The organism is Mesorhizobium sp. ES1-1 (assembly GCF_020164785.1).
Lineage (GTDB): Bacteria > Pseudomonadota > Alphaproteobacteria > Rhizobiales > Rhizobiaceae > Mesorhizobium.
Genome location: NZ_JAIUGX010000010.1, coordinates 213,587 through 231,922, shown reverse-complemented (window position 1 = coordinate 231,922; position 18,336 = coordinate 213,587). Strand labels below are relative to the sequence as shown.

Annotated in this window: 18 protein-coding genes; 13 read left to right on the top strand and 5 right to left on the bottom strand. The window is 62.6% G+C overall.

The window, feature by feature from the left end; translation table 11 throughout:
* Nucleotides 1–14 precede the first annotated feature (14 nt).
* Together LB513_RS18705 and LB513_RS18700 are read right to left on the bottom strand one after the other, a co-directional pair.
* Nucleotides 15–1,301 (bottom strand): dihydroorotase, encoded by a 1,287-nt coding sequence (locus LB513_RS18705; protein WP_224664978.1) that lies wholly within the window; start codon nt 1,299–1,301, stop codon nt 15–17.
* Nucleotides 1,298–2,263 (bottom strand): aspartate carbamoyltransferase catalytic subunit, encoded by a 966-nt coding sequence (locus tag LB513_RS18700; protein ID WP_224664977.1) that lies wholly within the window; start codon nt 2,261–2,263, stop codon nt 1,298–1,300. The genes LB513_RS18705 and LB513_RS18700 overlap by 4 nt, the downstream gene beginning before the upstream one ends.
* 169 nt (nt 2,264–2,432) lie before the next feature.
* On the opposite strand from LB513_RS18700, the gene LB513_RS18695 reads away from it, so the two are divergent.
* The 3 genes from LB513_RS18695 (at nt 2,433) to LB513_RS18685 (ending at nt 5,090) form a co-directional block, all read left to right on the top strand.
* Nucleotides 2,433–4,061: a DNA alkylation response protein gene (locus LB513_RS18695; protein WP_224664976.1), complete on the top strand. Its 1,629-nt coding sequence runs from the start codon at nt 2,433–2,435 to the stop codon at nt 4,059–4,061.
* 136 nt (nt 4,062–4,197) lie between these two features.
* Nucleotides 4,198–4,755, top strand: a complete 558-nt coding sequence (locus LB513_RS18690) for a hypothetical protein (RefSeq protein ID WP_224664975.1) — start codon at nt 4,198–4,200, stop codon at nt 4,753–4,755.
* Nucleotides 4,755–5,090 carry a DUF6105 family protein gene (locus LB513_RS18685; protein ID WP_224664974.1) on the top strand — a complete coding sequence of 112 codons (336 nt, stop codon included), beginning with the start codon at nt 4,755–4,757 and terminating at the stop codon, nt 5,088–5,090. The genes LB513_RS18690 and LB513_RS18685 overlap by 1 nt, the downstream gene beginning before the upstream one ends.
* Here LB513_RS18685 and ruvX read toward each other — a convergent pair.
* Nucleotides 5,014–5,514, bottom strand: coding sequence for a Holliday junction resolvase RuvX (gene ruvX / locus LB513_RS18680; protein ID WP_224664973.1), 501 nt, complete (start codon nt 5,512–5,514; stop codon nt 5,014–5,016). The genes LB513_RS18685 and ruvX overlap by 77 nt on opposite strands.
* A 125-nt stretch (nt 5,515–5,639) precedes the next feature.
* On the opposite strand from ruvX, the gene LB513_RS18675 reads away from it, so the two are divergent.
* From LB513_RS18675 to LB513_RS18660, 4 genes are all read left to right on the top strand, one after another.
* The gene (locus LB513_RS18675) at nt 5,640–6,347 is read left to right on the top strand and encodes a metal-dependent hydrolase (protein WP_224664972.1); all 708 of its coding nucleotides are present in this window, start codon (nt 5,640–5,642) and stop codon (nt 6,345–6,347) included.
* A 141-nt stretch (nt 6,348–6,488) separates the two neighbouring features.
* Entirely contained in the window at nt 6,489–6,776 is a 288-nt protein-coding gene (gatC, locus tag LB513_RS18670; protein WP_224664971.1) for an Asp-tRNA(Asn)/Glu-tRNA(Gln) amidotransferase subunit GatC, read from the top strand.
* Between the two features lie 153 nt (nt 6,777–6,929).
* Nucleotides 6,930–8,495: an amidase gene (locus LB513_RS18665; protein ID WP_224664970.1), complete on the top strand. Its 1,566-nt coding sequence runs from the start codon at nt 6,930–6,932 to the stop codon at nt 8,493–8,495.
* Nucleotides 8,496–8,523: 28 nt separating this feature from the next.
* The gene (locus LB513_RS18660; protein ID WP_224664969.1) at nt 8,524–9,321 is read left to right on the top strand and encodes a YdcF family protein; all 798 of its coding nucleotides are present in this window, start codon (nt 8,524–8,526) and stop codon (nt 9,319–9,321) included.
* Here the strand turns inward: LB513_RS18660 and LB513_RS18655 are convergent.
* Entirely contained in the window at nt 9,270–10,013 is a 744-nt protein-coding gene (locus LB513_RS18655; protein WP_224664968.1) for a DUF599 domain-containing protein, read from the bottom strand. The genes LB513_RS18660 and LB513_RS18655 overlap by 52 nt on opposite strands.
* A gap of 189 nt (nt 10,014–10,202) precedes the next feature.
* Here LB513_RS18655 and LB513_RS18650 point away from each other — a divergent pair, with 189 nt between their 5' ends.
* The 3 genes from LB513_RS18650 (at nt 10,203) to LB513_RS18640 (ending at nt 13,104) form a co-directional block, all read left to right on the top strand.
* A complete protein-coding gene (locus LB513_RS18650; RefSeq protein ID WP_224664967.1) occupies nt 10,203–11,606 on the top strand; it encodes an L-serine ammonia-lyase in 1,404 nt (467 codons plus the stop codon).
* 70 nt (nt 11,607–11,676) lie between these two features.
* Nucleotides 11,677–12,114, top strand: coding sequence for a DUF1489 family protein (locus LB513_RS18645; protein WP_224664966.1), 438 nt, complete (start codon nt 11,677–11,679; stop codon nt 12,112–12,114).
* Nucleotides 12,115–12,402: 288 nt separating this feature from the next.
* On the top strand, nt 12,403–13,104 hold the full coding sequence (locus tag LB513_RS18640) for a DnaJ domain-containing protein (protein WP_224664965.1): 702 nt from the start codon (nt 12,403–12,405) through the stop codon (nt 13,102–13,104).
* A gap of 45 nt (nt 13,105–13,149) precedes the next feature.
* Here the strand turns inward: LB513_RS18640 and LB513_RS18635 are convergent, their stop codons facing one another.
* Nucleotides 13,150–14,580, bottom strand: a complete 1,431-nt coding sequence (locus LB513_RS18635; RefSeq protein ID WP_224664964.1) for an SPOR domain-containing protein — start codon at nt 14,578–14,580, stop codon at nt 13,150–13,152.
* Nucleotides 14,581–14,863: 283 nt separating this feature from the next.
* On the opposite strand from LB513_RS18635, the gene LB513_RS18630 reads away from it, so the two are divergent.
* The 3 genes from LB513_RS18630 to clpA all read left to right on the top strand — a co-directional run bounded on the left by LB513_RS18630 (nt 14,864) and on the right by clpA (nt 18,324).
* Nucleotides 14,864–15,193, top strand: a complete 330-nt coding sequence (locus LB513_RS18630) for a phasin family protein (protein WP_224664963.1) — start codon at nt 14,864–14,866, stop codon at nt 15,191–15,193.
* 326 nt (nt 15,194–15,519) lie between these two features.
* A complete protein-coding gene (clpS, locus tag LB513_RS18625) occupies nt 15,520–15,849 on the top strand; it encodes an ATP-dependent Clp protease adapter ClpS (protein WP_224664962.1) in 330 nt (109 codons plus the stop codon).
* Between the two features lie 6 nt (nt 15,850–15,855).
* Nucleotides 15,856–18,324, top strand: a complete 2,469-nt coding sequence (clpA, locus tag LB513_RS18620) for an ATP-dependent Clp protease ATP-binding subunit ClpA (RefSeq protein WP_224664961.1) — start codon at nt 15,856–15,858, stop codon at nt 18,322–18,324.
* Nucleotides 18,325–18,336: the final 12 nt, after the last annotated feature.

Genomic DNA, 18,336 nt, shown 5'->3' with positions numbered 1-18,336 from the left:
TAAGCGGTGCCGGATCAGACCGAGAACACTGTGCGGCCCGCAACAAACGTTTGCAAGACCTTGCCCTGCAGGCGCGCGCCTTCGAAACACGTATTCTTGGAGCGCGAACGGATGCCGCTTTCGCTCACGATCCACGGTTCGTCGAGATCGACAAGCGCAAGATCGGCTATTGATTCCGGCTTCAGACTGCCCCCGGGCAAGCCGAACAGCCGTGCCGGCGCGGTGGACAAGGTCTCGACCAATCTGAGCAGGGGCAGATCGCCATTGTGGTAGAGCCGCAATGCGGCGCCCAGCAGGGTCTCGAGCCCGATGGCGCCCGCGGCCGCATCGGCGAAGGGCAGGCGCTTGGTGTCCACGTCCTGCGGGTCGTGCGAGGAAACGATGATGTCAACAGAGCCGGCCCTGACCGCCTCGATCATCGCCAGACGATCTTCCTCGGCGCGCAGCGGCGGCGTCAGCCGGAAGAAGGTTCGGTATTCTCCGACGTCGTTTTCGTTGAGCGAAAGATTGTGGATCGAGACGCCCGCCGTGACTCTCGCTCCATCGGCCTTCGCGCGTGTCACCGCTTCCGCTGCCATCGCGGTCGAGACCTTCGCCGCGTGGTAGTGCCCCTGCGTCAGCCGCGCCAGGGCCAGATCGCGCTCCAGCGGGATGGATTCCGCCTCGCGCGGAATGCCCGAAAGGCCGAGCCAACTGGCATACAAACCTTCGTTCATCACCCCCGACGAGGCAAGGTCGGCATCCTGCGTTTCATGCATGATGGTTGCGCCGAAGTCGCGCGCATAGGTCAGCGCGCGGCGCATCACCATCGCGCTTGCGATCGTGTGGCGTCCATCCGTGAAGGCGACGGCGCCGGCCTCGCGCAACAGGCCGAACTCGGTCATTTCGCGGCCCTCGAGGCCTTTCGTGATCGCCGCAGCCGGAAAGATATTGACGACCGCCGTATCCCTGGCCGTGCGCAGCACGAATTCGACCAGAGCCACATTGTCAATCACCGGATCGGTATCCGGCATCATGACGATGGAGGTGACCCCGCCGGCCGCGGCCGCGACACTTGCCGAAGCGATGGTCTCGCGATGTTCGCCCCCCGGCTCGCCGATGAAGACGCGGCTGTCGACCAGGCCCGGAAGGATCGCCTTGCCGGCGCAGTCGATCACGTTTGCCCCGTCGGGGATCCCCTGGTTCAGCGCCGCCCTGCCGGCGGCAGCGATCTTGCTGCCGTCGACGATGACGGTTCCGACTTCGTCGATGCCGCGCGACGGGTCTACGATGCGGGCGCGTTCAAAGACCGTCGTGCTCATGCGCCGCGACTCTCTTGGTTACGGTGCGGATCGAGCAGCGCTTCCATCACCGCCATGCGCACGGCGACGCCCATCTCGACCTGTTCCTGGATAACGCTTTGCGGGCCGTCGGCGATTTCCGAGGCGATCTCGACGCCGCGGTTCATCGGGCCCGGGTGCATTACGAGGGCGTCGTCCTTGGCCGCCTTCAGCTTCTCGGCGTCGAGGCCGAAATAACGGAAATACTCGCGGACAGAAGGCACGAAGGCGCCTTGCATCCGCTCGCGCTGCAGCCGCAGCATCATCACGACGTCGGCGCCCTTGAGACCTTCGGCCATCGAGCGGGCGACGATCACGCCCATTTTCTCGATGCCGCTCGGCAACAGCGTCGATGGCGCCACAACTCGCACCTGCGCGCCGAGCGAGTTGAGCAGCATGATGTTGGAGCGCGCGACGCGCGAATGCAGGATGTCGCCGCAGATCGCCACGATCAGTTTCGAGAGCGGGCCCCTGGCGCGGCGAATGGTCAGCGCGTCCAGCAGCGCCTGGGTCGGGTGTTCATGCGCGCCATCGCCGGCATTTACGACCGAGCATCCGACTTTCTGCGCCAGCAGGGCAGCGGCGCCCGCCGATTGGTGGCGGATGATCAAGATATCCGGCCGCATGGCGTTCAGCGTCATCGCCGTGTCGATGAGCGTTTCGCCCTTCTTCACCGATGAACTCGCCACCGACATGTTCATGACATCGGCGCCGAGCCGCTTACCGGCCAATTCGAAAGAGGACTGCGTGCGAGTCGAGGATTCATAGAAGAGGTTGATCTGCGTGCGGCCGCGCAGCGTAGAGGTCTTTTTCTCGGACTGCCGCGAGATCGCGACCGCCTGGTCCGCCCTGTCGAGCAGAAGCTCGATATCGGCTGCGGAAAGGTCGCGGATGCCCAGAAGATGGCGGTGAGGATAGAGTGGCAGGGACGATGCGTCGGTCATCTCAAGGCGCTGCTATAGGGCGGAGATTTTGCGGCTGCAAGCGCCGGCCTTGGATTGAGGCCATTCTCCCCGGTATTTTCGTCGCGCGCGTTGCTTGCCTTGGCTATATCTAGCAGATGGCCTCGGATTCGCGGCCTTGCGACGACAAGGACCGATATAAGGATTGGGCGTGACCGACGACGTGACGAACCAGCCGCCGCCGCTGACCGGCGGCAACGCCTGGCGCGGAGATCCGTTGCTGATCCAGCTTGCCGAGCGCTTTTCCGAGCCGGTACGCAGGGATCTCGATGGACTCGGCCGCTTCGTGCTGACGCAGGAAGCGCAGGAATTGGCCCGTCTTGCCAATGTCGAGACACCAAAGCTCAGGACGCACGATCGCCAGGGACGGCGCATTGACCTGGTCGAATTCCATCCGGCCTATCACGCCTTGATGCGCCGCTCGGTGACCAACGGCCTGCATTCCTCGGTCTGGGAAAACGGCGATGCCGAGATCGGCCGCCGCCACCAGGTCCGCGCCGCCCGATTCTACCTGACGGCAGAACTCGAGACCGGGCACCTCTGCCCCATCACCATGACCAGCGCCTCGCTGGCCGCTTTGATGGCCAGCCCGAAACTGTTCCGCGAATGGGCTCCGCGCGTCACGACGCGCAAATATGACCAGAGCCAGAAGCCACCGGTCGAAAAGACCGGGCTGACGCTCGGCATGGGCATGACAGAGAAACAGGGCGGCACCGATGTGCGCGCCAATGTCACAAGGGCCGAACGCGCCGGCAGCGGCTTTTACCGCCTAACCGGGCATAAATGGTTCATGTCGGCGCCGATGTCGGATGCGTTCCTGGTGCTGGCGCAGGCGCCCGAAGGACTGTCCTGCTTCATGGTACCGCGCGTGCTCGGCGACGGGTCGGGCAATGGCTTCCGGTTCCAACGGCTGAAGGACAAGCTCGGTAACCGTTCGAACGCCTCTTCCGAAGTGGAGTTCGTCAACGCGATCGGCGAGATGGTCGGCGAGCCCGGCGCCGGCGTCAAGACGATCATGGACATGGTCACCCTGACCAGGCTCGACTGCGCCGTGGCGTCTTCGGCGATCATGCGCGCGGGTCTAGCCGAGGCCGTTCATCATGCCCGCCATCGCCAGGTGTTCGGCTCGACATTGATCGAGCAGCCGTTGATGCAGCGCGTGCTGGCCGACATGGCGCTGGACGTCGCCGCTGCCACCGCCTTGTCGTTCCGGTTAGCGCGCTCTTTCGACGAGGCCGCCAGCGATCGCGGCGAGGCGGCTTTTGCCCGCGCCATGACTCCGGTCGTCAAATACTGGGTGTGCAAGATCGCTCCGCCACTGCTCTATGAGGCTATGGAGTGCCTCGGCGGCAATGGCTATGTCGAGGAGGCGCCGCTCGCCCGCTACTATCGCGAAGCCCCCGTCAACGCGATCTGGGAGGGCTCGGGCAATGTCATGGCGCTCGATGTGCTGCGCGTGCTCGGCCGCGCGCCGGGCCTGTTCGAGGACGTGCTCGCCGGCATTGATCGCGATCTCGGCGCCGGCGGCCGGGGAACCATCGGCGTGCTGAAGGCGGCTATGCAGGTCGCTTCGACCGATGAAGGCTCGGCGCGACTGTTAACCGAGCAACTGGCGCTGTCTGCCGCGGCGGCGGAATTGCGCAGGTTGGGGGCAGGGCGGATCGCCGACGCTTTTGTCGAAACGCGTCTGGGCGGTCAATGGCGCAACACCTATGGCATGCTGGATTCACGCCATGACGCGCGCATGATCATCGATACACTCTATCCGCCGGTGAACTGACCAGCGGCTTCACCTCGAAGGTCAATGCGCCAGAGCACTCGCGAACATGATTAATTGTCGTTAACCTTAACAAATGGTTTCCATTGCGATGGCGGAGCCCAGGCCCCACTGTCTTCCTGTCCAAACTGGAATCCGGATGCGACACGTACTGACCTCTTTTCTGGCCTTGCACTGGGCGATCGTCTTCGCCCTGCTGGCGTTCCTGTGCATCGATGGCGATCGCGGCGTGTCGGCGGCACTGGGCGTGCTGGGCCTCGCGAGCGAGGATGTCGGTGTCGCCGATCTCGACAATTTCGTCGTCGTGGCGCCGCTTGCCACGGCGCTGCTTGTCGTCGCGGTGTTGTTTTTCTGGGCGTTCGTGGAAACATTGGTCAACGATGCGACCAGCCGGGGTGTCGATAGCGTCGCCCGTGTCGCCTTCATTTCGGCCTCCAGCGTACTTTCCCTGGTTGTCATCGGCGGCGCAGCGCAGGGGATCAAAGGGCTGTTCATGGTGGTCGCGGTTCAGCTCGCGGCGCTTCTGGCCTCCTACGTTGCTATCCTGGCCGAGCGGCGCTCGCCACTTGCGGCAACTGTGCCGGACGACAGCGAGGTTCGCGCCGCCGCGCTTGGCATGGCCAGGGCCGCTGCGCGCAATTCCCGGCTTTCCCTCATATCCGGCCGGACAGGTTCACATCCAGCGGGTGGCCGCTGATGCGCTACATCTTCGCTTTGTGGGCGGCTCCAATGGCCCTTTTCTGGGGCTGGTTCTACCTGTCGCTGAACGACATGAATTTTGGCTATCTCATGCTCAGCCGGAAGCTGCATGATTTCGTTTTCGAGCTTTACGGCCAGATGCTCGGCATCGATCCGGCGATCATTCCCGGCATGGTGGCAAAGGCCTGTGTCTTCGATGGCTGTTTACTAATGGCGCTATGGGCGTTTCGCCGCCGCCGCGAGATCACCAGCTGGATCAAGCCCCGCTGGGCGGCTCGGTCCGATCGGATGCAAGAAGCGACTGCAGCCGATCCAAAACTCCCTGCAGAATAAAGGCCGCCGCCGCCGAGTCGATCTTGCCCGCGCGCTTACGGCGGGAGAAATCCATCTCGATAAGCGTCCTTTCGGCCGCCACCGTCGACAGCCTTTCATCCCAAAGCACGAAGGGCAGGTCGCTCAGCTGCGCCATATTGCGCACAAAGGCGCGCGATTTCTGGGCGCGCGGACCTTCCGAGCCATCCATGTTGATCGGCAGCCCGATCGCCACGGCGCCGACATTCTCCTTCTGGAGCATGGCCAGCAGCAGCGCGGCGTCGAGCGAGAACTTCCTTCGCATGATGACCGGGCGCGGATGGGCGAAGGAAAACCTCTGGTCCGAGACCGCCACGCCGATGGTCTTGTCGCCAAGATCAAGTCCCGCCAGGGTCTTGCCGCTGCCAAGATGCGCAGGCACGTCCTCTATCGCGATGATTCCCAACGCCCTTCCTTCGACATCACAACGTCGTGCGCTCTCTCAAACGCACGGCGGATACAGGAACCCTTTGATCTCGGGTCCATCGGCGTTCTATCCTTTGACCAGGTAAAAATCGAGGAATGCGTTCAATGAAACTCACATGGTACGGCCACTCGGCCTTTCGCATCGAAACCGCCGACGCAAGGATCCTCATCGATCCCTATCTGGTCGGCAATACGTCGTGGACGGGGGGATGGGAAGGGCCGGCTGAGGGAGTGACGCATGTGCTACTGACGCATGGCCACGGCGACCACATCAGCGGCGCGGTGGAAGTGCTCGGCAAGAGCGGCGCGCAACTGGTCGCCAATTTCGAGATCTGCATGTATCTGGTCGGCAAAGGCGTCAGCGACCAGAAGATCAATCCCGGCAATATCGGCGGTACGGTCGATTGCGGTGGCTTCACCACAACATTCGTGCAGGCGCTGCACTCATCCTCGTTTGCGGGCGAGGGTGGCCAGAACACCTATCTCGGCAATCCGGGCGGCCTGGTGCTGCATTTCCCCGAAGACAAGACGCTCTACCATATGGGCGACACCGATATTTTTTCCGACATGGCGCTGATCAATGAATTGCACGAGCCGAAGATCGGTATCGTGCCGATCGGCGATCGCTTCACGATGGGCGGTGCGGTAGCGGCACTCGCCTGCCGCCGCTTCTTCAACTTCGATACCGTTATTCCCTGCCACTTCGGAACGTTCCCGATGATCGATCCGACGGCTGAGAAATTCGAGGTCGGCCTGGAAGGTTCGGGCGTGAAAATAGCCCTGCCGAAGATCGGCGAGACCATTACGATCTAGCAAAGGCCTAAAACGCGGCGCGGTCCGTTTGGCCGGCGGCGGTCGCCCGCCTGGGGCGCATCCGCTTGATTGTGGGTATGCGATGTTGCGCGGCGCGTGGCGCGCCGCTATAGCCCGAACTCGTTTTCCCGAGGCAAAAGCATGTCCGTAGATGTTCAGACAGTGAAGCGCGTCGCCCGTCTTGCCCGCATTGCGGTGAGCGAGGAAGACGCTGAACGCATGACCGGCGAATTGAACGCCATATTGGGCTTCGTGGAGCAACTGAACGAGGTCGATGTTTCCGGGGTCGAGCCGATGACCTCTGTAACGCCCGTGGAGATGAAAAAGCGCCAGGACGTCGTCACCGACGGCAACAAGGCGGCCGACATCGTCGCCAACGCGCCGGCGACCGAAGAGAATTTCTTCCTTGTGCCCAAGGTGGTGGAGTAGCCTGCGGATGGCCATTGAGGAGCCCCCGGGGGAAATCCGCGATGGCGATCGCGCCGCCGTAGCAGCGCACGGCCGGGCCCAACGCTGCCACTACGGTTCGATGCTGGATTGTGCCGACTCGCAAACGTCGGCTTTCGACGAAAAGAGCTTCCCATGACCGACCTGACACGACTGACAATTTCGCAGGCCCGCACCAAGCTGCGCGGCAAGGAAATCACCGCCACCGATCTCACCGAGGCCTATCTGTCGGCCATCGATCGCGCCAATCCGACGCTGAACGCCTATGTCGCGGTGACGGGCGACAAGGCGCGCGACATGGCAAAGGCGTCCGACGCCAGGCTGGCCAATGGCGAGGGCGGTGCGCTCGAAGGCATACCACTTGGCATCAAGGATCTGTTCGGCACCGAAGGGGTCCACACCCAGGCCTGCAGCCACGTGCTCGACGGATTCAAGCCGCGCTACGAATCGACCGTCACCGCCAATCTTTGGGCCGACGGCGCCGTCATGCTGGGTAAGCTCAACATGGACGAATTCGCCATGGGCTCATCCAACGAGACGTCCTATTATGGCCCTGTCATCAACCCATGGCGGCGGTCGCGCGTCGATACGGTGGTGATGCCAACCACGCATCAGGGCGATGGCGGCTTCGTATCGGCTGGCGGCGCCAGGACCGCGCGCAGCCTCGACAATGCTCAGCTGGTGCCGGGCGGCTCGTCAGGTGGTTCGGCGACTGCCGTTTCGGCCTTCTTGTGCGCCGGCGCCACGGCGACGGATACGGGCGGCTCGATTCGCCAACCCGCGGCCTTCACCGGTACTGTCGGCATCAAGCCGACCTACGGCCGCTGCTCGCGCTGGGGTATCGTCGCCTTCGCCTCATCGCTGGACCAGGCCGGGCCGATCGCGCGCGACGTGCGCGATGCCGCTATCCTGCTGAAATCGATGGCTTCCGTCGATGCGAAGGACACGACTTCCGTCGCCCGCCCGGTGCCGGACTATGAGGCGGCGATCGGCAAGCCGATCAAGGGCATGAAGGTCGGCATTCCCAGGGAATACCGCGTTGAAGGCATGCCGGAAGAGATCGAGGCGCTTTGGCAGAAGGGTATTGCGTGGCTGAAGGATGCCGGCGCCGAGATCGTCGATATCTCCCTGCCGCATACGAAATACGCGTTGCCGGCCTATTACATCGTTGCGCCAGCCGAAGCCTCGTCCAACCTGGCGCGGTATGACGGCGTTCGCTACGGCTTGCGCGTGCCCGGCAAGGACATTGTCGACATGTACGAGAAGACCCGCGCCGCCGGCTTCGGCCGCGAGGTCAAACGCCGCATCATGATCGGCACCTATGTGCTGTCGGCGGGCTACTACGATGCCTACTATCTGCAGGCGCAGAAGGTGCGCAACCTGATCAAGCGGGATTTCGAGACTGTCTTTGCCGCCGGGGTGGACGTCATCCTGACCCCGGCGACGCCGTCCGCTGCCTTCGGCATTGCTGACGAGGACATGGCCGCCGATCCGGTCAAGATGTACTTGAACGACATTTTCACAGTCACGGTGAACATGGCCGGCTTGCCTGGCATCGCGGTGCCCGCCGGCCTGGATTCGAAGGGCCTGCCACTCGGCCTGCAGCTCATCGGCCGACCGTTCGATGAGGAAACCCTGTTCCAGACCGCAGCCGTCATCGAGCAGGCAGCCGGCCCCTTTCAGCCTGAACAATGGTGGTAAGAACGTCTGGCGTCCGACGGGCCACGCGATGTTCTTCTATCTTTCCAAGATCTTCTGGTTCTTCATTCAGCCGCTGAACTTTGCGATCTTTTTGCTGCTGGCCGGACTGCTGGCGGCCACGATCGGACGGCGACGGTTAGCTGCCACGGGCAGTGCACTCGCCTTTTTAGTCCTCGCGCTGTCAGCCTGGACCTCGCTCGGCGCCCTGATGCTCCATCCGCTTGAAGAGCGCTTTCCGCGCCCGCCCTTGCCGGCAAAGGTCGATGGCATCGTCGTGCTCGGCGGCGGTTTCGAAGGGGCGATCAATCTGGCGCGCGGCGGTTATGAGCTGAATGCCGGTGGTGACCGAATGGTCGAAGCAGCCGTGCTGGCAAAGCGTTTTCCCGAGGCGAAAGTGGTCGTTTCCGGTGGTAGTGGCGAACTCGTTCTCGACGGTGAAGGCGATGCCACGACCGCGCCCCGCCTGCTTGGCGCGCTAGGCGTAGCGCCGGAGCGGTTGATCCTCGAGAACAAGTCTCGCAACACCTACGAGAACGCGGTGTTCACCAGGGCACTGGTGACGCCGAAGCCCGGGGAAACCTGGCTGCTGGTCACGTCGGCCTTCCATATGCCGCGCGCCAAGGCCCTCTTCGACAAGGCCGGCTTTTCGACCATTCCCTGGCCGGTCGACTACCGCACCTCCGGCAAGGAAGGCATCGGCCTCTTCCGCGACAACCCCGCCGATTCGCTGCAGTCGACCACCACGGCGACCCGCGAGTGGATCGGCCTCTTCGCCTACTGGCTGTCGGGCCGAATAGACCGGCCCTTGCCCGCGCCGGGCGGCTGACCGAGCACGGCTTGGCGCGCCGCTGAAAAGAACTGGCGGCGCACCAGCACGGCCAGCAGCAACAGCGTTGAAAGCACGAACACCGCCGGATCGACGAACCAGCCGAGATAGCCGATCGAGAAGAACACGCCGCGCAGTCCGGAATTGAAGTGCTTCCCGGCCAACATGTTCATCTGCGTCGCGCGCCAGACCGCGGTTTCGGTCACCGGATTGCGCGAGGCTTCGCCATGCGGGATCGGCACGGCGCCGATCAGGATCGTGCAGTAGTTGAACAGCCGGTAGGCCCAGCCGAACTTGAAGAACGAAAACGCCAGGATCAGCACCAGCCCGAAAACCTTTAGCTGGAACGCCGCACGCGATGGCGCGCCGCCCAACGGCAGGGTGCTGAGAACTTCGAGAACCCGGTCGGAGGCGCCAAGCAAAGCGAAGCAGCCGCCGAGGGCGATCAGCGAGCTCGAAGCGAAAAACGCGGTCCCTTGCTGAAGGCCGCTCATGATGGCGGTGTCGACGATTCGGATTTCGCGCTCGGCCATGGTCCGCATCCACGCTTCGCGTTGCGCGTTCATGGCTGATGTCAGCGACATGCGGCTGACCAGTCTGCCGTCGGAGGCCAGGGTGTGCAGCATCCAGGCGGCCAGGAACAAAGCCAGCGCGGCCAGATCGGCTGTCGAAAGATCCAGGGAATCGCCCATGGGCCGAATTTACCACATTCAGCGCTATCGCTTCGATGGCCGTATTTCGATTGCCGCCTCTGGCGATCAATGGCCAATGTCGCTGCCGGAGCAACCAAGGTCGGCAGACGCCGCGCCGGGATTCTCAAAAGAGCGGAAACATCGTGGGAATTCCTATATGTGGTCCTCGACGTGACTTCAGGAGACAGCGTGTTCCTATCGGTTTTCGACCTGTTCAAGATCGGCATCGGACCATCAAGTTCGCACACGATGGGCCCTATGACGGCTGCCGCCCGTTTCTTGGACGAGATCCTCAACGGCGATTGGCCGCGCCCTGCCGGCGTCCAAGTGGACCGTGTCGGTGCCAGCCTGCACGGCTCTCTCGCTTATACCGGCATCGGCCATGGATCGGATCGCGCGGTGGTCCTCGGGCTGGCCGGCCTGACGCCCCAAACAGTCGACCCCGACCAGGCCGATGGGATTGCCGCGCGTATCGCCAGTGAAAAGCGCCTGACGCCTCCAGGCCATCCTGCCTATCGTTTCGATCCGGTTGTCGACCTAGTGCTGGATCGCAAGACGCCGCTCACCGGCCACGCCAACGGCATGGCGTTTTACGCCTATGATGCGGGGGGCCGCCTGCTGCTCAAGCGCATCTACTATTCGATCGGCGGCGGCTTCGTCGTCTCGGAGGAAGAGCTCCAGCGCATGAAGGCCAGGGGATCGGTGACGACGGAAGCCGGACGCGTACCCTATCCTTTCAAGAACGCGGTCGAGATGCTTGCCATGGCAGGACAGAGCGGACTCTCCATCGCCGACATGAAGCGCGTCAACGAAGAGACAAAGATGTCACGCGAGGAACTCGATGCCGGCCTCGACGGAATCTGGAGCGCCATGAAGGGCTGTATCGACCGCGGCCTGTCGCAGGACGGCATAATGCCGGGCGGGCTTAAGGTGCGTCGGCGCGCAAGAATGCTGCACGACAAGCTGCAGGAGCAGTGGCGGCAGAACAAGCCCAATCCGTTGCTAGCCAATGATTGGCTGTCGATTTACGCCATGGCCGTCAATGAGGAGAACGCCGCCGGCGGGCGCGTCGTGACAGCGCCGACCAACGGCGCAGCCGGGACGCTACCGGCCGTGCTGCGCTACTGGCTGCATTTCCATCCCGAGGCCGATCAGGCGAGCATCCGTGACTTCCTGCTGACGGCGGCGGCCATAGGCGGCATCATCAAGACCAATGCCTCGATCTCGGGCGCCGAGGTTGGCTGTCAGGGCGAAGTGGGCTCCGCATCGGCGATGGCGGCGGCCGGCCTGTGCGCGGTGATGGGCGGCACGCCAGAACAGGTCGAGAATGCCGCCGAGATCGCGCTCGAGCATCATCTCGGAATGACCTGTGATCCCATTGGCGGCCTGGTGCAGGTGCCCTGCATCGAACGCAACGCGCTTGGGGCGGTCAAGGCGGTGACGGCCGCGTCGCTCGCCATCAAGGGCGACGGCATCCATTTCGTGCCGCTGGACGCAGCAATCGAGACCATGCGCCAGACCGGTCTCGACATGAATGAAAAGTACAAGGAGACGAGCCTGGGCGGTCTCGCCGTCAATGTCGTCGAGTGCTGAGGACTGCCCGTACTGTGGAGAAGTCGATGGGGCCGTTGACGCCTGAGTGAGAGGGCTTAAACCTTAAGCCATGTCTCTCAACATCCTAAAACTCTGTGTCGGCTGCGATAGCGTCGAGGATCTGGAAGAGTGGATCGCTTTCCGTCTCGATGAAAAGCGGCGGGCCGGAGAGCCGGTAGAGCACTATCACACCACCCGGATGGTGCCGTCGCGCGCTGCCGAGATCACAGATGGGGGTTCGCTCTATTGGGTGATCAAGGGCAATGTGCAGTGCCGCCAGCTTATCACGGAGATCCGGCCGTTCACCGACAGTGAGGGCATCGGCCGTTGCCATCTGGTGCTGCATTCCGAAGTCGTCCGCACCGACTGGCAGCCGCGCCGGGCGTTCCAAGGCTGGCGCTATCTCAAACTATCGGATGCGCCGGTTGACCTCGCAAAGGTCAAGGCGGGACTCATTGCGATGCCTCCGAAGCTCAGGCGCGAGCTTGCCGATCTCGGCCTGCTCTAGGTCTTAAACTCCAAGCCTTCATGCAATGTCGCGCCAATTTGTGGCCCCCGATCTGCTCAACCCTGGACTTGCCAGAGGCCCGGCAACGCCACATCTTGAATTTATGAGTAGTGACAGCCCGAACAGATCGGCGACAGCCATAGCCGCGGCAAGCCACCGGGCGCGGGGCCGCGCCGTGTGGCGATACCATCTTCCCGTCCCGGAACGTCATCATCGCAGCTTAGGGACAATCTTCAGCGAGCTTCCATGGCTGTTGGGATGGACTGCGGATTTGCGGCATGGTGAGACATGTTAGGCGCGATTATCGTTCTTGTGGCGGTGCTGCTGGTGCTTCTGAGCCTCGCCACGGCTTTCCTTCGCGCCGAGCCGGCCAAGCTGGCGAGCCAAGCGAGAACGATGGGACCGCTCCTGCTGGCGCTTGTCGGGCTCCCCGTGCTGCTCGTCGGGCGTGAAGCGATCGGTGGTATCATCCTACTGGTGGCGATCGGCTGGTATGGCGCCACGCGGCTTGGGCGTCCGGCGTCGCCGCTGGCGCCGGGAAAACGCTCGACGGTCCGAACCGCTGCGATCGAGATGGAACTTGATCACGATACTGGCAGCCTCGAAGGTCTGGTGCTGGCCGGCCGCCACGAGGGCAAGATGCTGGGTGCGATGGGAGTGGCAGAGATGCGCCATCTCCACGGTGAACTCTCCGGCGACGCGGAGAGTCGGCAACTCCTAGAGACGTATCTTGACGGCAGATTTCCCGTCTGGCGCAAACACGCTGAGACGAACGGTAGTGAAAGGCTGGGTGTTGCGCCAAGTCCGGGCGCCATGACTAAGCAGGAGGCCTACAAGGTCCTTGGTCTTGAAGCGGGGGCCGCCGCGGCGGATGTCCGCAAGGCGCACCGCCGCCTGATGCAGCGCCTGCACCCCGATATCGGCGGTACGTCTTTCCTGGCGGCGCGGATCAACGAAGCCAAGGACGTCTTGCTCTCCAATCACAACTAGTCTCCTTCGACGCAGAACTTTTCCGGGAGATTGAACCACGCCGCCCTACTGCTGGACGGCGTAGCACTCGATATTCTTCTTCTTCAAAGCGGTGCAGGCTTTCCAGGCGGCGGTTTTCGACCCAAAGCCACCGAACCGGGCGCGGTAGTAGGTGACGCCACCCTTTTCGAATGCGACGGTGAAACCGGAAGCCTGGGCCAGCACCCTGGGTGCCTCTTTGCTGGTCTTGTCGAGCAGGGCCTGGGCCTCGGACTGCTTTGGTGACGAAGCAACCTGGATCGCCCAGCCCGATGGGACGGAGGCGGTGTTGACTGGGTCGACCGTGGGCGCGGGCGTCGGCTCGGCATAAGCTGCCACGACCTGCGCGGTGGCGACTTTGGGGGCCGAGACGATGACGGTCTTCACTTTTCTTGCCGCAACGGCCGGCTTTTGCTCGACGACCTCGGTATTCTCTTCGCCATCACCGTTGGCCTGATCCATGGCCGGGTGATCGCCCACGGACGAATCGGCGCTGGCCACCTCGATAGGCTCGTCGTTCGACGTTGGCGCGTCCTGCTTAGGCAGGAAAGCGTCCGCAAGCGCCTTGATCGGGTTTTTGCCGTCGGCCCGGGCAACCAGATCGCCGCCGCCGCGAGTCGAAGCTCGGGGCAGATAGGTGTTGATCAAAGCAGCCATCTGGTTGTCACGGCTGCTGCCCGACGTGCCACCCATGACGACGCCGACAAGGCGACGGTTGCCAATTGAGACGGACGAGACGAGGTTGAAGCCGGACGCGCGGGTATAGCCGGTCTTGATGCCGTCGACACCCTTTATGCGTCCCAGAAGGCGGTTGTGACCGTTGATGCGCTGGCGCCCATAGAGGAAGGAGCGCTGGGAGAAGTAGCCATAATATTGCGGGAAATGCTCTCGCAACGCGATGCCCAGCGTCGCCATGTCGCGCGCCGTGGTGAACTGGCCCGGGTCGGGCAGGCCATTGGCATTGCGGAAGACGGTTCCGTTCATCCCTAACTGCCGCGCCTTGGCGGTCATCATGCGGGCGAAATTGGATTCGGTGCCGCCGAGCATCTCGGCGAGCGCCGTTGCGGAATCATTGGCCGATTTGGTGACCACGGAAAGGATTGCGGTGTCGACCGTGACCGAACCTCCCGCCTTCACCCCAAGCTTGGTCGGCGCCTGAGCGGCCGCATGGCTCGAGAACGAGACCGGCGAGGCCCGGTTGATCTTGCCCTTCGCCAGCGCTTCGAAGGTCAGATAGAGCGTCATCATCTTGGTGAGCGATGCCGGATAGCGCCTGCCGTCGGCATCCGCCGAATAGAGCACCTTGCCGGTCTTGGCGTCGATGACGATCGCGGCCTGCCTTGCCGCCAGCGACGACGCCGCGTCCGCGATCACAAACGTCATCGCCATCGCGACGATCATGATCGTCCTGAGAGGGGAGGTGGATTTGGAAACGATTCCCGACAACGCCTGACGCACTGATAGTTCCTTTGAGTTTCTCGTTGCGTTGGAGGCGGCAAAGGGATCCTGCCTCGCTTCCAGGCAAGCTAAGGGGGCAGCGTTACCAATCCGTTTATGGTAACCGCCGCGTTCACCATTTTCTTTGGGGTTGAAGTTTTCTTTATTCGATTTTTAGCGATTGCCCCTGAGGCGGGCAGGGGACGTTGGGGAATATTGACTTTTGTGCGCTGCACAATATATTACTGTGCATTGCACAGGCGCCGGATGGACGGACGCCTCAACGTCAAGGGATTGCGTTAAAATGACCCAGACCTATGAGGACTTCAGCAAATACGGCAAGGACTTTGCCGACACAGGATTGAAGAGCTTTGCTTCGCTCTCAAAGGGCGCGCAGGCGATCGCGACCGAGGCGGGCGAGTACACCAAGAAGACCTTCGAGGCGGGTAGTGCCGCCGCAGAAAAGATCCTTTCGGCCAAGTCGCTTGACAAGGCAATCGAGATCCAGACCGACTTTGCCAAGACGTCCTATGAGGCGTTCGTAGCCGAGGCAACCAAGATCGGCGACCTCTACGCTGAACTTGCCAAGGAAGCTTACAGGCCCTTCGAATCGATGGTCGCAAAGGCCAAGTAGTTTCACGCGATCGACGTGGGCTCGTCGCACTTGCCTGCGCCGGGCCCGGCCGAAATATCGCCCATCCCAGACGTGAGAAACCCGACCGTGTCAGCGCGGCCGGGTTTTTCATGTGTGGTCCCGGTCGGCGCGCCGCGCCGTTTCGCCATCGCAAATGCCGGCGAGATCGAAAAATCGGCTGCCTTTGGGCACCTAGCCATATTGTCAGCTAAACAGAAGGGCTTAAAATCGTCCATCGAACACCTACATGTTGAGCTCGCATGGGGATTCGAAAAAGGCAGGAATACGTGACGATTGGTTTGACTGCCACTAGACGAGTGGCGCGGATGCAAAACGGCAATAGCGACGGCAATGGCGCCGGTCGCGGTACAGCTGTCATCACGCGCACAAAAACCAAGACCAAGAAGCCAAGCCTATACCGGGTCCTCATCCTTAACGACGACTACACTCCGATGGAGTTCGTGGTTCACATCCTGGAACGGTTCTTCCAGAAGGATCGCGAAGCCGCCACACGCATCATGCTGCATGTTCACAATCATGGAGTGGGCGAGTGCGGGGTCTATACATTCGAGGTGGCCGAGACCAAAGTGTCTCAGGTCATGGATTTCGCCCGACAGAATCAGCATCCGCTGCAATGCGTGATGGAGAAGAAGTGAGGTAACATGCCGGCTTTCTCCCAAGGCCTGGAAAAGGCGCTTCACCAAGCGCTGACGCTCGCCAATGAGCGGCACCATGAATATGCAACCCTGGAACATCTGCTGCTTGCGCTCATCGACGACACCGAGGCGGCCGCCGTCATGCGCGCCTGCAATGTCGACCTCGACGACCTGAAGCACACGGTTCTCACCTATATCGACACCGAACTCGACAATCTGGTCACGGGCTATGACGAGGATTCCAAGCCGACGGCTGGCTTCCAGCGGGTCATCCAGCGCGCGGTAATCCATGTGCAATCGTCGGGTCGCGAGGAAGTGTCCGGCGCCAACGTGCTCGTCGCCATCTTCGCCGAGCGCGAGAGCCATGCCGCCTATTTCCTGCAGGAACAGCAGATGACCCGCTACGATGCGGTCAACTACATCTCGCATGGCATCGCCAAGCGGCCGGGCGCATCCGAGTCTCGCTCGCCTCGCGGGGCCGATGACGAGCAGGGCGGCCAGAACGGCGCCGAGCCACAGGAGGAAGGCGGCAAGAAGAAGCAGCAGCAGGACGCGCTGACCGCCTATTGCGTCAATCTCAACAACAAGGCCAAGGCAGGCAAGATCGATCCGCTCATCGGCCGCGACACCGAGATCAACCGCACCATCCAGGTGCTGTGCCGCCGTTCCAAGAACAACCCGCTCTATGTCGGCGACCCCGGCGTGGGCAAGACGGCGATCGCCGAAGGCCTCGCCAAGCGCATCGTCGAGGGCGACGTTCCCGAAGTGCTGCAAAACGCCACGATATTCGCGCTCGACATGGGCACGCTTCTGGCCGGCACGCGCTATCGCGGCGATTTCGAGGAACGGCTGAAGCAGGTCGTCAAGGAGCTCGAGGATTATCCGGGAGCCGTGTTGTTCATCGACGAGATTCACACGGTGATCGGCGCCGGCGCCACATCGGGCGGCGCGATGGACGCGTCGAACCTGCTGAAGCCGGCTCTGTCGTCGGGCGCGATCCGTTGCATCGGCTCGACCACCTACAAGGAATTTCGCCAGTTCTTCGAGAAGGACCGCGCGCTTGTGCGGCGCTTCCAGAAGATCGACGTCAACGAGCCCACCATCGAGGACGCCATCGAGATCATGAAGGGCCTCAAGCCCTATTATGAGGAATTCCACAAGGTGAAATTCACCAATGAGGCGATCAAGGCCTCGGTGGAACTGTCGGCGCGCTACATCAACGACCGCAAGCTGCCGGACAAGGCGATCGATGTGATCGATGAGACCGGCGCCTCGCAGATGCTGGTGCCGGAAGGCAAGCGCAAGAAGACGATCGGCATCAAGGAGATCGAGGCAACGATCGCAACCATGGCGCGCATCCCTCCGAAGACGGTTTCTGCCGACGACGAGAAGGTGCTGCAAGGTCTCGATATCGAGTTGAAGCGCGTCGTCTACGGCCAGGACACCGCGATCACGGCGCTGACCTCGGCCATCAAGCTGGCCCGTGCCGGCCTGCGCGAACCGGAGAAGCCGATCGGCTCGTATTTGTTCTCGGGCCCGACCGGCGTCGGCAAGACGGAAGTGGCCAAGCAATTGGCGGCATCGCTTGGTGTCGAGCTCATCCGCTTCGACATGTCGGAATACATGGAACGCCACACCGTTTCGCGGCTGATCGGCGCGCCTCCCGGCTATGTCGGCTTTGATCAGGGCGGTCTCCTGACCGATGGCGTGGACCAGCACCCGCACTGCGTGCTGTTGCTGGACGAAGTCGAGAAGGCGCATCCGGACCTGTTCAACATCCTGTTGCAGGTGATGGATCACGGCAAGCTGACGGACCACAACGGCAAGCAGATCGACTTCCGCAATGTGATCCTGATCATGACCACCAATGCGGGCGCATCCGATGCGCAGCGCGCGGCGATCGGTTTCGGTTCGACCAAGCGTGAAGGCGACGATGTCGAGGCGATCAACCGGCTGTTCACGCCGGAATTCCGCAACCGTCTCGATGCGATCATCCCCTTCGGCTCGCTGCCGGTGCCGGTCATCCATCAGGTGGTGCAGAAGTTCGTCATGCAGCTCGAGGCGCAACTCTCCGAGCGGGGCGTCACCTTCGACCTGTCGCCGGACGCCATCGCCTGGCTTGCCGACAAGGGCTATGATGAGCGTATGGGCGCGCGACCGCTTGGCCGTGTGATCCAGGAGCACATCAAGAAGCCGCTGGCCGACGAAGTATTGTTCGGCAAGCTCAGGAAGGGCGGCACCGTGCGTGTGACGGTCGAGAAGAAGGAAACCGGCGAGACCGGCCTGAAACTCGAATCGCTCGCCGACGAGGCGCCGGTCATGCCGAAGAAGGAAGAGCCGGAGGAAGCGCCGAAGTCTCCCAAGGCGGTGGCCAAAAAGCCGGCGGCGAAGAAGGCCGCGGCGCAGAAGCCCGAAGCCAAGGGCAAGGATGGCGGCAAGCGCAGCCTGGTCCCGCAGCTGCCCAGAAAGAACTGAGTCTGGCGAAAG

What these genes read in the sequence shown, in the direction of transcription:
- LB513_RS18660 (WP_224664969.1), top strand. Translation starts at nt 8,524, where the DNA reads ATGTTCTTCTATCTTTCCAAGATCTTCTGGTTCTTCATTCAGCCGCTG.
- LB513_RS18645 (WP_224664966.1), top strand. Translation starts at nt 11,677, where the DNA reads ATGTCTCTCAACATCCTAAAACTCTGTGTCGGCTGCGATAGCGTCGAG.
- LB513_RS18705 (WP_224664978.1), bottom strand. Translation starts at nt 1,301, where the DNA reads ATGAGCACGACGGTCTTTGAACGCGCCCGCATCGTAGACCCGTCGCGC.
- LB513_RS18640 (WP_224664965.1), top strand. Translation starts at nt 12,403, where the DNA reads ATGTTAGGCGCGATTATCGTTCTTGTGGCGGTGCTGCTGGTGCTTCTG.
- LB513_RS18655 (WP_224664968.1), bottom strand. Translation starts at nt 10,013, where the DNA reads ATGGGCGATTCCCTGGATCTTTCGACAGCCGATCTGGCCGCGCTGGCT.
- LB513_RS18700 (WP_224664977.1), bottom strand. Translation starts at nt 2,263, where the DNA reads ATGACCGACGCATCGTCCCTGCCACTCTATCCTCACCGCCATCTTCTG.
- LB513_RS18690 (WP_224664975.1), top strand. Translation starts at nt 4,198, where the DNA reads ATGCGACACGTACTGACCTCTTTTCTGGCCTTGCACTGGGCGATCGTC.
- LB513_RS18630 (WP_224664963.1), top strand. Translation starts at nt 14,864, where the DNA reads ATGACCCAGACCTATGAGGACTTCAGCAAATACGGCAAGGACTTTGCC.
- gatC (WP_224664971.1), top strand. Translation starts at nt 6,489, where the DNA reads ATGTCCGTAGATGTTCAGACAGTGAAGCGCGTCGCCCGTCTTGCCCGC.
- LB513_RS18675 (WP_224664972.1), top strand. Translation starts at nt 5,640, where the DNA reads ATGAAACTCACATGGTACGGCCACTCGGCCTTTCGCATCGAAACCGCC.
- LB513_RS18665 (WP_224664970.1), top strand. Translation starts at nt 6,930, where the DNA reads ATGACCGACCTGACACGACTGACAATTTCGCAGGCCCGCACCAAGCTG.
- LB513_RS18685 (WP_224664974.1), top strand. Translation starts at nt 4,755, where the DNA reads ATGCGCTACATCTTCGCTTTGTGGGCGGCTCCAATGGCCCTTTTCTGG.
- clpS (WP_224664962.1), top strand. Translation starts at nt 15,520, where the DNA reads ATGCAAAACGGCAATAGCGACGGCAATGGCGCCGGTCGCGGTACAGCT.
- clpA (WP_224664961.1), top strand. Translation starts at nt 15,856, where the DNA reads ATGCCGGCTTTCTCCCAAGGCCTGGAAAAGGCGCTTCACCAAGCGCTG.